General features: G+C 70.0%; 14 protein-coding genes. 6 read left to right on the top strand and 8 right to left on the bottom strand.

Features of this window, described 5'->3' with window-relative positions; translation table 11 throughout:
* Positions 1-4: 4 nt before the first annotated feature.
* Together FK268_RS22190 and FK268_RS22195 are read right to left on the bottom strand one after the other, a co-directional pair.
* Positions 5-505, bottom strand: a complete 501-nt coding sequence (locus FK268_RS22190) for a universal stress protein (protein ID WP_146437629.1) — start codon at positions 503-505, stop codon at positions 5-7.
* An 84-nt stretch (positions 506-589) separates the two neighbouring features.
* Positions 590-1,516 carry a cytochrome c oxidase assembly protein gene (locus FK268_RS22195; protein WP_146437630.1) on the bottom strand — a complete coding sequence of 309 codons (927 nt, stop codon included), beginning with the start codon at positions 1,514-1,516 and terminating at the stop codon, positions 590-592.
* A gap of 122 nt (positions 1,517-1,638) precedes the next feature.
* Here FK268_RS22195 and FK268_RS22200 point away from each other — a divergent pair, with 122 nt between their 5' ends.
* Both FK268_RS22200 and FK268_RS22205 read left to right on the top strand, forming a co-directional pair.
* Positions 1,639-2,802 (top strand): glycoside hydrolase family 3 N-terminal domain-containing protein, encoded by a 1,164-nt coding sequence (locus tag FK268_RS22200; protein WP_146437631.1) that lies wholly within the window; start codon positions 1,639-1,641, stop codon positions 2,800-2,802.
* A 78-nt stretch (positions 2,803-2,880) separates the two neighbouring features.
* Positions 2,881-3,477, top strand: coding sequence for a TetR/AcrR family transcriptional regulator (locus tag FK268_RS22205; protein ID WP_146437632.1), 597 nt, complete (start codon positions 2,881-2,883; stop codon positions 3,475-3,477).
* Positions 3,478-3,532: 55 nt separating this feature from the next.
* Here FK268_RS22205 and FK268_RS22210 read toward each other — a convergent pair whose 3' ends face one another.
* Together FK268_RS22210 and FK268_RS22215 are read right to left on the bottom strand one after the other, a co-directional pair.
* Positions 3,533-4,102, bottom strand: a complete 570-nt coding sequence (locus tag FK268_RS22210; RefSeq protein ID WP_146437633.1) for a hypothetical protein — start codon at positions 4,100-4,102, stop codon at positions 3,533-3,535.
* 42 nt (positions 4,103-4,144) lie between these two features.
* Positions 4,145-4,993 (bottom strand): alpha/beta fold hydrolase, encoded by an 849-nt coding sequence (locus tag FK268_RS22215; RefSeq protein ID WP_146437634.1) that lies wholly within the window; start codon positions 4,991-4,993, stop codon positions 4,145-4,147.
* A 56-nt stretch (positions 4,994-5,049) separates the two neighbouring features.
* Between FK268_RS22215 and FK268_RS22220 the strand changes: the two genes are divergently transcribed.
* Positions 5,050-5,412 carry a MerR family transcriptional regulator gene (locus tag FK268_RS22220; RefSeq protein ID WP_158636193.1) on the top strand — a complete coding sequence of 121 codons (363 nt, stop codon included), beginning with the start codon at positions 5,050-5,052 and terminating at the stop codon, positions 5,410-5,412.
* 200 nt (positions 5,413-5,612) lie between these two features.
* Here the strand turns inward: FK268_RS22220 and FK268_RS22225 are convergent, their stop codons facing one another.
* Both FK268_RS22225 and FK268_RS22230 read right to left on the bottom strand, forming a co-directional pair.
* Positions 5,613-6,503 (bottom strand): MaoC family dehydratase, encoded by an 891-nt coding sequence (locus FK268_RS22225; RefSeq protein WP_146437636.1) that lies wholly within the window; start codon positions 6,501-6,503, stop codon positions 5,613-5,615.
* Positions 6,504-6,505: 2 nt separating this feature from the next.
* A complete protein-coding gene (locus FK268_RS22230; RefSeq protein ID WP_146437637.1) occupies positions 6,506-7,864 on the bottom strand; it encodes a 3-oxoacyl-ACP reductase in 1,359 nt (452 codons plus the stop codon).
* Between the two features lie 105 nt (positions 7,865-7,969).
* On the opposite strand from FK268_RS22230, the gene FK268_RS22235 reads away from it, so the two are divergent.
* From FK268_RS22235 to FK268_RS22245, 3 genes are all read left to right on the top strand, one after another.
* On the top strand, positions 7,970-9,253 hold the full coding sequence (locus tag FK268_RS22235; protein WP_146437638.1) for an acetyl-CoA C-acetyltransferase: 1,284 nt from the start codon (positions 7,970-7,972) through the stop codon (positions 9,251-9,253).
* Positions 9,254-9,337: 84 nt separating this feature from the next.
* Positions 9,338-9,760: a CoA-binding protein gene (locus tag FK268_RS22240; protein WP_146437639.1), complete on the top strand. Its 423-nt coding sequence runs from the start codon at positions 9,338-9,340 to the stop codon at positions 9,758-9,760.
* A complete protein-coding gene (locus tag FK268_RS22245; protein WP_146437640.1) occupies positions 9,757-10,257 on the top strand; it encodes a hypothetical protein in 501 nt (166 codons plus the stop codon). Before FK268_RS22240 ends, FK268_RS22245 begins: the two co-directional genes overlap by 4 nt.
* Here FK268_RS22245 and FK268_RS22250 read toward each other — a convergent pair.
* The gene (locus FK268_RS22250; protein ID WP_146437641.1) at positions 10,223-11,314 is read right to left on the bottom strand and encodes an acyltransferase family protein; all 1,092 of its coding nucleotides are present in this window, start codon (positions 11,312-11,314) and stop codon (positions 10,223-10,225) included. The two genes, FK268_RS22245 and FK268_RS22250, sit on opposite strands and share 35 nt — an antisense overlap.
* 6 nt (positions 11,315-11,320) lie before the next feature.
* Positions 11,321-13,279: a YhgE/Pip domain-containing protein gene (locus FK268_RS22255; RefSeq protein ID WP_146437679.1), complete on the bottom strand. Its 1,959-nt coding sequence runs from the start codon at positions 13,277-13,279 to the stop codon at positions 11,321-11,323.
* Positions 13,280-13,283 lie beyond the last annotated feature (4 nt).

Here is a 13,283-nt window from a genome sequence, read left to right on the forward strand (position 1 = left end):
GAGTCTACAGGTCGAGCTCGGCGCAGCCCGACGGCACGATCATGACCGGCCGCTTGCAGCCGCGGAGCACGTGCTCCGAGACCGACGAGTGCCACAGCGCCTTGACGCCCGAGATCCCGCGACTGCCGGAGACGATCACGTCTACGTCGAAGGTGTCCGACGCGGAGATGATCGCGGTCCAGACGGTGGTGGAGACCTCGATCAGCTCGCCGTGTGCGGTGAACCCGGCCGCGGCCGCCAGCTCGACGCCCTGCTCGTTGGTCTTCTTGGCCTCGGCGTGCACCACGTCGCTCTCGCGGGTCAGCGCGGTCTCGGCCGCGCCGGCGCCGGCCACGCCCGACATCGCGGACAGCCGCGCGGCCTGGTGGATCGTGGACTCCCAGGCGGTGACGACGATCGCCTCGGCGTCCCGGCCCTGCGCGAGCACCTTGCTGGCGTACTTGACGGCGCGCTGGGAGGACTCGGAACCGTCGTACGCGATCAGAACCTTGACGGGGACACTCATGCGGATCACCTCGATCTTCACGGTTACCTGATGCCTCCAGGTTACGCCGATCCGACTCGGTTGCAAGATGCAAGTTCGGGCGTGTCAGCGGCGGTACCGGTGGGCGAGCTCGGGATCCGACTCCCACCACAGCCCGGTCGACGGTGCGCCCCCGGTCGCGTCGTTGCTGTCGGCCCGCGCACCCTCGCGGGCGTCCTCGGCGGCGTCCTCACGCACCTGCCGGGCCGCGTCCTCGCGGCGCAGCGCGAACATGAGGATCACCAGGAAGGGCAGGCCGAACAGGTCCGCCAGCAGCCACAGCATCCCCGCTCCGACGGTCTGCGACAGTCGCATCCGGTCCTCGTCGAGCCCCAGCGCCGCGTAGTGCGCGGTGTAGAGCAGAGGCCCGAGCCAGACGACGATCCCCAGGATCCCGTCGGCGAGCGATTCGACGAGCGTGATCAGCAGTGACAGGCCCTGCGGGTACCGGCGCGGCACCGGATCGGCCTGGATCCGGGTGTAGAAGTAGACGAAACCGGCGGTCACCAGCAGGCACCGGGTGAGCAGGTCGAGGGCGGGGCTGCGCATCGCGGCGAGGTTCCACCCCGTGAACAGCAGCAGCCACGGCGTCACCAGCAGCAGGCCCGAGCCGATCGCCGGGTGCCCGAGCACCCGTGCCGCGGGGCTGCGCAGCGCGCGCAGCGCGGCGGACCGTCGGGCGGGGGAGAGTCGGGCACCGAAGACGGTGACCGGCGTCCCCGCCGCCAGCCCGAGCGGGACGACGTACAGCAGGAGGGTGATCTGCAGTGCGCGCACCCAGAACAGGCGGGGCGCATAGTCCGTGATCGGGCCGCACGAGATCGCCACGGCCGTGAGGCAGCCGATGGCGACGAAGGCGACCCGTCGAGCGAGCGGCACGGCGCGTCCGCGCGCGGCCCACAGGTAGGCGGCGGCCAGCACCACAGCCGCGACACCGAGCACGTCGACGCGCCAGTCGTGCAGCCAGGCCGAAGCGGGAATCGCGACACTCACCGGTGCACGGTACGTCCGCCGCACCCGGTTCGGCACCCCGGAGATACTCCTAGACCTGCAGAAACGGGGAGGAATCAGGACGAAGTCCCTCGCGCCGGAGCGGTCTGACAGACTGGGGCGCGATGCAGAAGTTTCGGAACCTCACGATCCTGACGATCGCGGCGGCCACGGTCGCCGCGTGCGGCCCGTCGACGCCGGACGCGGCGCCGACGACGGCGACCGTCGCGCAGGCCCCCTCGTCGACCGCGTCGGCGGCACCGTCGTCGGGTCCTGGACGCCCGGCGACCTGCGGCACGGACTTGCTAGCGAAGCTCTCGATGCGGGAGAAGGCGGGGCAGCTGCTCATGGTGGGCGTGAAGGACGCCGCCGACGCCCGTCGCGCCGTGCAGCAGGGCGTGGGCGGGGTGTTCATCGGCAGCTGGACCGACCGCTCGGTCTTCTCCGGCGGCACGCTGCAGGCCGTGGCGAAGGCGGGGAAGGTGCCGGCGATGGTCTCCGTCGACGAGGAGGGCGGCCGCGTCTCCCGCGTGCCGGGCGCGAACCTGGTCTCGGCGCGGCAGCTCGCGAAGACGATGACCGTCGCCCAGGCGCGGGCCGAGGGCGAGCGGGTCGGCAGGCTCATGAAGTCGATGGGGATCACCGTCGACTTCGCGCCCGATGCGGACGTCTCCGCGCAGCCCGCCGACTCCGTGATCGGCGACCGCTCGTACTCGGACGATCCCGCGGTGGTGGTGAAGTACTCGCAGGCCTTCGCCGCGGGGCTGCGTGACGGCGGCGTCTATCCGGTGTTCAAGCACTTCCCGGGGCACGGCAGCTCGTCGGGCGATTCGCATCAGGGCGGCGTGAGCGTGCCGCCCCTGAACCAGCTCAAGCAGAAGGACCTGATCCCCTTCCGTGCGGCGGTGGACGCCGGCGACGCGGGTGTGATGGTGGGCCACCTGACGGTGCCGGGGCTGACCGAGCCGGGCTTGCCCACGAGCCTGAGTCCCGCGACGATGCGTCTCCTGCGCGACGGTGCCGGGTACGGCGCGAAGCGCTTCGACGGGCCGATCTTCACCGACGACTTGTCGGGCATGAAGGCCATCACGAACGAGTTCAGCGTTCCGCAGGCGGTCACGAAAGCGCTCGAGGCGGGTGCCGATGTGGCACTGTGGATCTCGACGGACCAGCTGGGCGCGGCGCTCGACGCGGTGGAGGCCGCGGTGAAGGCGAAGCGGATCCCGGCGAAGCAGCTCGACGATTCGGTGCTGCGCGTGGCGCGCGCGAAGCACGCCGTAAGCTGCTGATGTCCGGGCGATTCGCCGTAACTTACTTATGAGTAACCTTGTGGGCTAGGATCTGACTCGAGAGTAAGGAGGACGCCGATGGCCGGTGGTACGAAGCGTTTGCCGCGCGCGGTGCGCGAGCAGCAGATGCTGGACGCCGCCATCAAGGTGTTCTCGCGCAACGGCTTCTACGAGACGTCGATGGACGCGGTGGCCCGCGAGGCGCAGATCAGCAAGCCGATGCTGTACCTGTACTACGGCTCCAAGGACGAACTCTTCGCGGCGTGCGTGACCCGCGAGGCCGGCAAGTTCATGCGGAGCATCGAGTTCGACGCCAGCCCCACCCTGCCGCCGCTGCAGCGGTTGCGGTCCGTGATCGCGGGCTTCCTCAAGTACGTCGACGAGAACCGCGACGCCTGGCGCGTGATGTACCGGGAGACCACGGGTCAGGCCGCGTTCGCCGCGCTGTCCGAGAACAGCCGGGAGCGGGTCGTCGAGATGACGGCGGTGCTGCTCCGCGAGGCGGCCAAGTACGCGCCGGAGGACACGGACTTCGAGCTCTACGCCGTCGCCCTCGTCGGCTCCGGCGAGGCGATCGCGGACCGTCTGGCCACCGGGAAGGTCGAGCTCGACCGCGCCGTCGAGATCATGACCTCGTTCCTCTGGGGCGGCATCCGCGGCGAGCGGCCGGAGTAGGTTCGGCGCGGGCGCTGAGGCTGATGAGCCATGCGCCTCGCGCACGGCTCGCGCCTCAATCGGAGAGTTCCAGCCACCATCGGCCGGACAGGTGGGTGATGCGCGTCCGTGTCGCGTCGGCCGGCGTGGCTCCCACGGGGTGGTACGCCAGCTGCGTGGTGCTGATCGACGGGCCCGCGATGTGGAACCTCACCACCCCGTCCCGCTTCGACGCGGAGTAGACCTCCTGCGTGCCGATCGACCTCGACTCGTAGTCGAAGATCTCGGCCTCCGGGTCCGCGAGCATCCGCTCCGCCGCGGCCCGCAGCCGCGGCTCGTCGTAGCCCCAGCGGGCGTCGGGGACGGCGCCCGTGAATCGCAGCCCGATCGCGAGAACCCCGATGAGCGGGATGATCAGCAACTGCCACGCGAACCGCCGGACCGCGAACGCCCATACAGCGAGGTGGGCGAGCCAGCCCAGGAGCAGGAACGCTCCACCCGCGAACGACAGCGCCAGTAGCGCCATATCACCCGGAAACGTCGTCCCCCACAACCACATCGCGACGTCAATGACCACGAAAACAGCCAGTACGTACCCCGCGATGGTCAGGTCGTGCTGCGTCGTCGCCCGGCGATCTGTCGACATGAATCGAGAATACGTGTTGCCGTATCGTCGCGGAGGCTGTGCTCAGCTCTGTGGCGGAGCGCCGGCCAAGCGCCGCGGAACGCCCTCGCTGACCATCCGGTCGACCCAATCGGCGACGGCGGCCCGTACGAGCGTAGGCCTGTCGATGTGTGCGTTGTGGCCCGCGCGGTCGACGATCGTCGTCGTCATCCGGTCGTAATGCCGGAGGAGTCGAAGTTGGTCGATGTAGCCGACGACGGAATCCTGCCGCGCTGTGACCAGCAGTGACGGGGCCGCCAGCGGGGCGGTCAGCCGTGACTCGGGCGGCACCGCCAGGGTGAAGTCGCTCCGGATTCGCGCAGCCGCCGCACGATCGTAGGAACGGAGGCCGGGTAACACTGCGCGTCGGTACCGTTCCCAGTTCGAGGTGGTCAGATCGACGGCCATGTCCTCGTACATCGCGCGGTCGTCAGTGTTCAGAGCGTCCAGCAGTGTCTCGTCCACGTCGAATCGGGTGCGCACCGGGAGCGTGCGTTCAGTGAGTGGGGCCACCGACGGTACGAGAAGGCACAGGCCGAGGACGCGGTCGGGCGTCGAACACGCGACGTGGCGGGCGAGTGCGCCGCCCAGTGAGTTCCCGACGACCGCGAACGGATCGCTCCCGAAATGGTGATCGACGTATTGCGTGACGGCCGCAGCGACAGCATCGACGCCGTCGATGTCGGGGCCGGCAGGGCTGCGCCCGAAGCCGGGCAGGTCGATGTAGTGGCGTCGCCACGAGTGGGGCGAGCGCGCGAACAGGTCGTCGATCGGGAGGAGGATCCGGTGGTCGACGGTGAATCCGTGGATGAGGAGGATCGGAGTCCCATTGTCGTCGCCGAGGACGCGGTCGTGAATCGCGGTGATCGTCATACGAGCGATGCTCGAACATTCCCGCTAGCGTCAATGTCAAGAACGAGGGGGTGTTCGTGCGGATCGGTGAGTTCGCGGCGTTGACGGGAATCAGCGAGCGGAGTCTGCGGCATTTCGAGGACGTCGGTCTCGTTGTGCCCGACCGGGCCGCGAACGGCTATCGGGACTACTCCCACGATCTGATCGGGCGGGCTGAGGAGGTGCGGGATCTCGTCTCGGCGGGGATTCCCACGCGCCTCGTCGCCGACGTCCTTGCTGCGGCGTCCGGTGCGGGCGGAATTTCCGCAGAACACCTCGATCCCGATGCGCGGCGTGCGGTCGAGGACGAGTGGGAGCGCATGTGCCGTTGCGTGGAGTGCATTGCGGCTCGGCGGGACGCGTTGCGCGCCTACCTGGATGGTGACGACTTGCGCAGCTGACCGGTGGCCGCGCGCGCGGCGCGTCGCTCGACGATCGAAAAGTCGCTTGAACGGGGACAAGACAGCCATGCGCGGGACGCATGGCTCGTGAACGATTACCGCCCGGCCCGCCGCGGCTGGACGCTCCACTCGATGTGCCGTCCCGAGACGACGATGCCCGCCGCGGCCGAAGCCGGGCGGGCACCGTCGGAGAACAGGACTTACAGCGGCGTGACGGTGGCCGTCACGTGCGGGAAGCCCTTCTTGAGATCCTTCGCGATGATCTCGGTGCCGCCGGTGGCCTCGTCGCGCGCGACGTACAGGCCGATGCGTGCGGGCAGGATCACCGGCTTGCCGAACCGCACGTGGTGCACCACCGCGTCGGGGACGTGCCCCTCGACGACGCGCAGCATCGCGGCGGCGGTCCACGCGCCGTGCGCGATCGACGACGGGAAGCCGAAGGCCTTGCCGCCGATCGGCGACATGTGGATCGGGTTCCGGTCGCCGCTGACGCCGGCGTACTGCCGGATCAGCGAGCCGTTCACGGACAGCAGCGCGTCGGGGGCGCCGGGGCGGCCCTCCTTCGGCGCGGGCCCGGACGGCTCACCCGACAGCGACGTGCGCTGCTGGATGAGCATCGTCGACACCTCGGAGGCGACCGACGCACCGGACGCATCGGTGAACTCCGTCGTGAAGTCGAGGAGCATGCCCTTGCGGTGCTCCCGCAGGTTGCCCACCGACGTGCGCAGCGTCAGCGACTCACCCGGCACCACGCGGCGGCGCCGCGTGATCGTGTTCTCCACGTGTACGGAACCCACGGCCGCGGCGGGGAAGTCGTCCGCCAGGAACAGGTCCATGATCAGCGGGAAGGAGAGCACGTAGAGGTACATCACCGGCACCTCGCCGGTGTTCTTCAGTCCCACGACCTCGCAGTACTCGCCGACACGCGCGGGGTCGACGGTCACCGTCAGCTCCACGGAGCGGGAGGGCAGCGCGGTCTCCGGCTTCAGCGGGCCCTGCTTGCCGACCACGGGCAGGATGCCGCGCAGTCCGCGCGTGAGCACCGACAGGCTCGACGGCGGTGCCTGCAGCACGGTCACGTTATCGGCCATGATCAGGCCCCCAGCAGGCTCTGACCGCAGACGCGCACGACGTTGCCCGTCACCGCCGCCGAGGCCGGCGCGGCGAAGTAGGCGATGGTCTCCGCGACGTCGACGGTCTGGCCGCCCTGCTGCAGCGAGTTCATGAGGCGGCCGGCCTGGCGCGTGGCCAGCGGGATCGCCGCGGTCATGGCGGTCTCGATGAACCCGGGCGCGACGGCGTTGATGGTGATGTTCTTCTTCGCGAGCACCGGGGTGTACGCGTCGACGAGGCCGATCACGCCGGCCTTGGTCGCGCCGTAGTTGGTCTGGCCGCGGTTACCCGCGATGCCGGCGATCGACGAGACGTCGACGACGGCGCCGCCCTCGTTCAGAGCGTCCTCGGCGAGCAGGTCGTCGACCAGCTGCTTCGGCGCCTTGAGGTTGACGGCCATGACCGAGTTCCAGCGGCCCTCGTCCATGTTGGCGAGCAGCTTGTCGCGGGTGATGCCGGCGTTGTTGACGATGATGTCGAGGCCGCTGTGGCGGGACTTGACCAGCTCGGCGATCTTCTTGCCCGCGTCCGCGGAGGTCACGTCGAGGGGCAGCGCGGTGCCGCCGACCTTGTTCGCGACCTCCGAGAGGGCCTCGCCGGCGGCGGGGATGTCGGCGGCGATGACGTGCGCACCGTCGCGCGAGAGGACCTCGGCGATGGTGGCGCCGATGCCGCGCGCGGCGCCGGTGACCAGGGCGACCTTGCCGGCGAGCGGCTTGTCCCAGTCGGCGGGCGCGGTCGCGTCCTTGTCGGTGACGCGGATGACCTGCGCGTCGACGTAGGCCGACTTGCCCGACAGCAGGAAGCGCAGCGTCGAGGCCAGGCCCGACGCGCCGGTGGCGGCGCCCGGATGCACGTAGACGAGCTGGGCGGTGGCACCGTCGCGCAGCTCCTTGGCGACGGAGCGCGTGAAGCCCTCGAGGGCGCGCTGGACGATGTGCTCGTCGAGGTCCTCGATCAGCTCGGGGGTGGTGCCGAGCACCACGAGACGGGCGCTGTTGCCGAGCGAGCGCATCTGCGGGCCGAAGAACTCGAACAGGCCGACGAGCTCGTCGATCGAGGTGATGCCGGTGGCGTCGAAGACCGCGCCGCCCAGCTTCTCGGCGCCGCGGGCGCCGCCGTTGTTGACGACGAGGTCGTAGTCCGCGAGCAGCTCGCGCACGGGCTCGACGAGGCGTCCCTTGCCGCCAAGGAGGACGGGGCCGCCGAGAGCGGGCTTGCCGGCCTGGTAGCGGCGGAGGACCGGCGGCTGCGGCAGTCCGAGCCGGCTGGCCAGGAAGGAGCCGGGGCCCGACTTCACGAAGGCCGCGTAGAAGTCCGTGCTGGGTGCATCAGGCATGTGGGGTACCTCATCCGTGTGGGGTTCCGATAGGCTATCGACAAGCAACTTACTTCAGAGTAAGAATACTCGGTAGTAGCAACCCTCGATTCCAGGGAGAAACCCGTGGCCAACATCGAAACCCGCCCGGTCGCCATCCTCGGTGGCAACCGCATCCCGTTCGCCCGCTCGGATCGCGCGTACGCCAAGGCGAGCAATCAGGACATGTTCACCGCTGCGCTCAATGGTCTCGTGAGCCGCTTCAATCTGCAGGGCGAGCAGCTCGGTGCCGTGGTCGGCGGCGCGGTGCTCAAGCACAGCCGCGACTTCAACCTGATCCGCGAGTCGGTGCTCGGCAGCCCGCTGAGCCCGTACACCCCGGCGTTCGACGTGCAGCAGGCCTGCGCCACCGGCCTGCAGGCGATCAACGCCGCGGCCCAGGGCATCCAGCTCGGCCGCTACGAGGCGGCCGTGGGCGGCGGCGTCGACACCACCTCCGACGCCCCGATCGGCGTCTCCGAGGGCATGCGCAAGGTGATGCTCGAGCTCAACCGCGCGTCGAGCACCGTCGACCGCCTCAAGCTGGTCGGCAAGCTCCCCGGCAACCTCGGCATCGACATCCCGCGCAACGGCGAGCCGCGCACCGGCATGTCGATGGGCGAGCACGCCGCCATCACGTCCAAGGAGTTCGGCGTCTCGCGCGCTGAGCAGGACGAGCTGGCCTACCTCAGCCACAAGAACATGGCCGCCGCCTACGATCGCGGTTTCTTCGAGGACCTGATCACCCCGTACCTCGGGCTCACCCGCGACGACAACCTGCGGCCCGGCTCGACGGTCGAGAAGCTCGCCACGCTCAAGCCCGTCTTCGGCGTCTCGCTGGGCGACGCGACCATGACGGCCGGCAACTCCACGCCCCTCACGGACGGCGCGTCGACGGTGCTGCTGTCCTCCGACGAGTGGGCGGCCGAGCGCGGCCTGCCCGTGCTCGCCTACCTCAAGGACGTCGAGTACTCGGCCGTGGATTACGTCGGCGGCAAGGACGGCCTGCTCATGGCGCCGACCTACGCGGTGCCGAAGCTGCTGGCGCGCAACGGCCTCACGCTGCAGGACTTCGACTTCTACGAGATCCACGAGGCCTTCGCCTCCGTCGTGCTGGCGACGCTGCAGGCCTGGGAATCGCCCGAGTACTGCAAGGACCGCCTCGGCCTCGACAAGCCGCTCGGCTCGATCGACCGCGCGAAGCTGAACGTCAACGGCTCGTCGCTCGCGGCCGGCCACCCCTTCGCCGCGACCGGCGGCCGCATCGTGGCCTCGGCCGCGAAGCAGATCAAGGAGAACGGCGGCGGTCGCGCGCTGATCTCCATCTGCGCCGCCGGCGGGCAGGGCATCACCGCCATCATCGAGGGCTGATTCCCCACGGCACATCGGGCCGTCCAGGTGCTGTGAACGCACGTGGACGGCCCGACGTCGTTGCGGCCGTCCTACACTGAGGTCATGAGCGCGACGGATGATCTGATCGAGAGGATCCTGCGCGACTACGACACCATCACGGTGGTCGGGGCCAGCGCCGATCCGGCGAAGGCGGCGCACGACGTGCCCGCGTACATGCAGAACCGGGGCTGGCGCATCATCCCGGTCAACCCGCATGCGGAGGAGATCCTCGGCCAGCCGGTGTACCGCTCACTCGCCGACGTCCCCGAGCAGGTGGGCCTGGTCGACGTCTTCCGTCCCTCGGAGCAGACGCCTGAGATCGCCCGGCAGGCCGTCGCGGCCGGTGCCACCGCACTGTGGCTGCAACTGGGGATCCGGTCCGCGGAGGCGCGGGAGATCGCCGAATCCGCGGGGCTGCTCTACGTCGAGGACCGCTGCCTCATCATCGAACAGCGTCGCACCCGGATCTCGAGGAGGAGCGCATGAGCGTGGGCGTCGTGATCGTCGTCGTGGTCGCGGTGGTGGCAGTGCTCCTGCTCATCGGCGTGCTCTGGTTCCTGCGCGACTCCAACAAGCGCATCAAGGACTTCGCCAACTCCACGGATCTCATCCCCGGCCGCCCCGGTCGCGCGCCCGCCGAGTGGGCGAACGCCACCTCCACCGAGGCGCTGCTGCATCAGCGCACCCGCTACGCCATCGCCGACGTGCATCGCGGTGCTTTCGCGCCCGCCGTCCCGCCGCCGCAGGACTCCGCGATCGACGGCCCGGAATCCGATCTCGCCGCCCTCGACGACGCGGTCTTCGCCCTCGACGACCGCATCATCGCCGCTGCCCAGCTGTCGGGCGAGGAGCGGACGAAGGCTCTCGGGGAACTGGAGCCCAAGGTCGCGGCCCTGGAGGCGCTGACCGGCAAGCTGTGGGACGCGCCCTCCGCCCAGCGCCGCCCCCTCATCGACGCGACCACCTCCACCCTCCTCCGCTGACGGCCGCGCGCAACCGCTCCACCATGCCGTGCAGCGCCCATGCCAGCACGACGGTGACCGCGGTGGTCACGGCGACGATCGGCCACGTCGATCCGGTGAACAGCGACCAGCCGAAGACGTCCAGCACCACCACCTCCATCACGATGACGTGGATCAGGAAGAACTCGTAGCTGATCGTGCCGAGCCAGACCATCGGCCGCGAGCCCAGCACTCGCGACGGCCCGGTCGCGAACGCCGCGACGAGCAGCCCGCCGATCAGCGCCTCGAGCAGGAATTTCGTCACGCCCTGCGCGGGCGTGGGCAGGCGGAGGTCGATCGGCCCCGCGAGCGGCGTGAGCAGTACCCCGTAGGCTGCCGCGGCGGCCAGCAGCAGGGGCCACCGCGGCAGCCGCACCCGATCGACGAGCAGCGCTACCGTGATGCCCGCGGCGAAGGCGGCCGCGTACCCCGGCGGCCAGGACCGCGCCGTCTTGCCGAAGACCTCCGTCGCGATCACCAGCAGCAGCCAGGCGACCGACAGCGCCACCATCGCCACCGGCACGACCCAGACCCGCGGCGCACGCACCAGCCACAGGCCCAGCAGCGGCAGGGCCAGGTAGAACACGACCTCGACGCACATCGACCACATCTGGGTGAGCCCGGTGTGCACGTGGCCGACGCCGTAGATCTGCGTGAAGGTCAGGTGTCGCAGGTATCCCGCCCAGCCCTGGCCGTGCGGCGAACCGTCGGGCCGCCACAGGTAGAGCGCGTACACGACGGTGACCACCGCCCAGTACGCGGGCAGGATCCGCCAGGTCCGAGCGACGGCGTACCGACGCACGTCGGGCAGCGCGCCGGGGCCGAGGCGCGCACGGACCCACGGCCGCACCAGGAGGAATCCGGACAGCGCGAAGAACACCGGGACGGCGGTCTCGAGCCGCGCGTACGCGGCGCCGCGCCAGTCCGCCGTGAAGTCACCGCCCCAGAACGCGGCGTGCGTGACGCAGACCCCGAACGCCGCCACGGCCCGCAGCCCGGTGAGGGCGGGGACGTGACCGGAGCGCGGAGCGGGAGCGATGGTGCGTCAGATCTTGATCGCGGGGATGAGCCGGTCCAGGTTCCACAGTCGGTTCCGGCGCGCCGACAGGCACGACACCGTGATCGACGCCAGCCAGATGAACAGCAGAACCCCGATCGCGACCCACAGTCGGTGATCGATACCGCCCAGGACCAGCTGCCGAAGACCGTTGACGCCGTAGGTCATCGGGTCGTACTTGTGCAGGATCTGGAAGGGTCTCGCCGTGGTCTCGACCGGATACATGCCGCCGGAACTCACCAGCTGCAGCATCAGCAGGGCCATGATCAGCACGCGGCCGACCGCGGGTCCGACGAAGGCGTTCACCGCCTGGGTGAAGGCGATGAACGCCAGGGAGACGCCCATCATGAAGAACACCATCGCCACCGGGTGCGCCACCTCGAGCCCGAGCCCGAAGCGCACCACGCAGTACAGGATCACCGCCTGGCACAGGCCGATCGCGGCGGCCGGGAGGTAGCTGGCCATCACCACGCGGATGGCCAGCACCTCGGCGGCGATGGCGCGGTTCTGCAGCGGACGGAAGACCATCCACAGCACCAGCGCGCCGAAGAACAGCGCCAGCGTGAGGAAGAAGGGCGCCATGCCGGTGCCGAAGTTCGGGGCGCGGTTCTCGTGCTGCGTGGCCAATTGGACGGGCCCGCCGATGGTCTGCGCCACCTGGGTCGTCTGCTCCTGCGACCACTTCGGCACGGCGCCGGCGCCCTCACGCAGCTTGGTCGAGAGCTCCTGGCTGCCGTCGCGCAATTGCACGGTGCCCGCGGAGAGCTTCGTGGCACCGTCGGAGAGCTTCGTGATGCCGTCGTCGAGCGTGGCGTTGCCGGCGGCGAGTTGCTGCGCGCCGGAACGGAGTTCGGTCAGCTTCGCGGTGAGATCGCCGCCGGTCGCGCCGACCTGGGCCAGCACCGTCTGCAGCGGGCTCCCCGGCGTGCGCAGCTGCTCGGTGAGCGTCGCGGCGGCCGACGAGGCCGCCACCACCTGCTGCTTCGCCGCTGCCGGTACGGCGGCCTGGGCCAGCTGAGCCCGCACGGCGCGCAGGCCCTCGGCGGCCTGCCGTGCCGCCGGGTCGGGGCTGGTGGTCAGCTGCGCGATCGCGGCGTCGATCCCCGCGAGCGCGGTGTCCTGCGTCGTGATGAAGACGCCGGCCTTGTCGGCCGCGTCGGCCAGCGCGGCGGCGCTCTGCTGGATCTGCGCGGTGTTCCCGCCCAGCCCCGACAGTGCCTTCGTCACGGCGAGCAGGGGATCGGTGGCCTGGGTGATACCGTCGGACAGCTTCTGCGAGCCCGCGCGCAGCTGCGCGGAACCGGTCTTCGCGGTCCCGAGGCCCGTCGCGAGTTGTTCGGCACCGTCGTTTGCGGTCACCAGACCGTCGTGCAGTTTCCCGGCCCCGTCGGCGGCCTGTTCGATCCCGGAGCCGGCGGTGATCATCATGGACAGCACCTGGTTGACCGCCTGCCCCGAGACCCGGGTGGAGACGGCGTTGAGCACCTGCGACATCGCGGTCTGGCCGATGGTGGAGCTGATGTAGTTGTTGGCGTCGTTGTAGATCGCCCGCAGCTGCGCCTTCTCGGGCTTGCCGGTCATCGGGGAGGCGATGGCGGAGGAGAAGTTCTCCGGCAGCTCCAGCATGAAGTAGTAGGTGCCGTCCTTGACGCCCTGCTGGGCCTCGGCGGGGGAGACGATGTGCCAGTCGAGGCTCTTGTCGTCGGCGAGCGACTTCTCGACCTCCGCGCCGGCGTTGATCTTCTGGCCCTTGACCTCGGTGCCCTTGTCCGCGTTGACGAGCGCCACGGGCATCTTGTTGACATTGCCGAAGGGATCCCAGAACGCCCACAGGTACAGCGCGCCGTAGACCAGCGGCAGCAGCATCAGCACGACCATGGCGGCGCGGGTCAGCCGGCTGCGGCCGAAGCGCTTGATCTCGGAGCCGAAGGCGAGGCCCGCGGCGATGGGA

Source organism: Tsukamurella sputi, assembly GCF_007858445.1.
Classification (GTDB): Bacteria; Actinomycetota; Actinomycetes; order Mycobacteriales; family Mycobacteriaceae; genus Tsukamurella; species Tsukamurella sputi.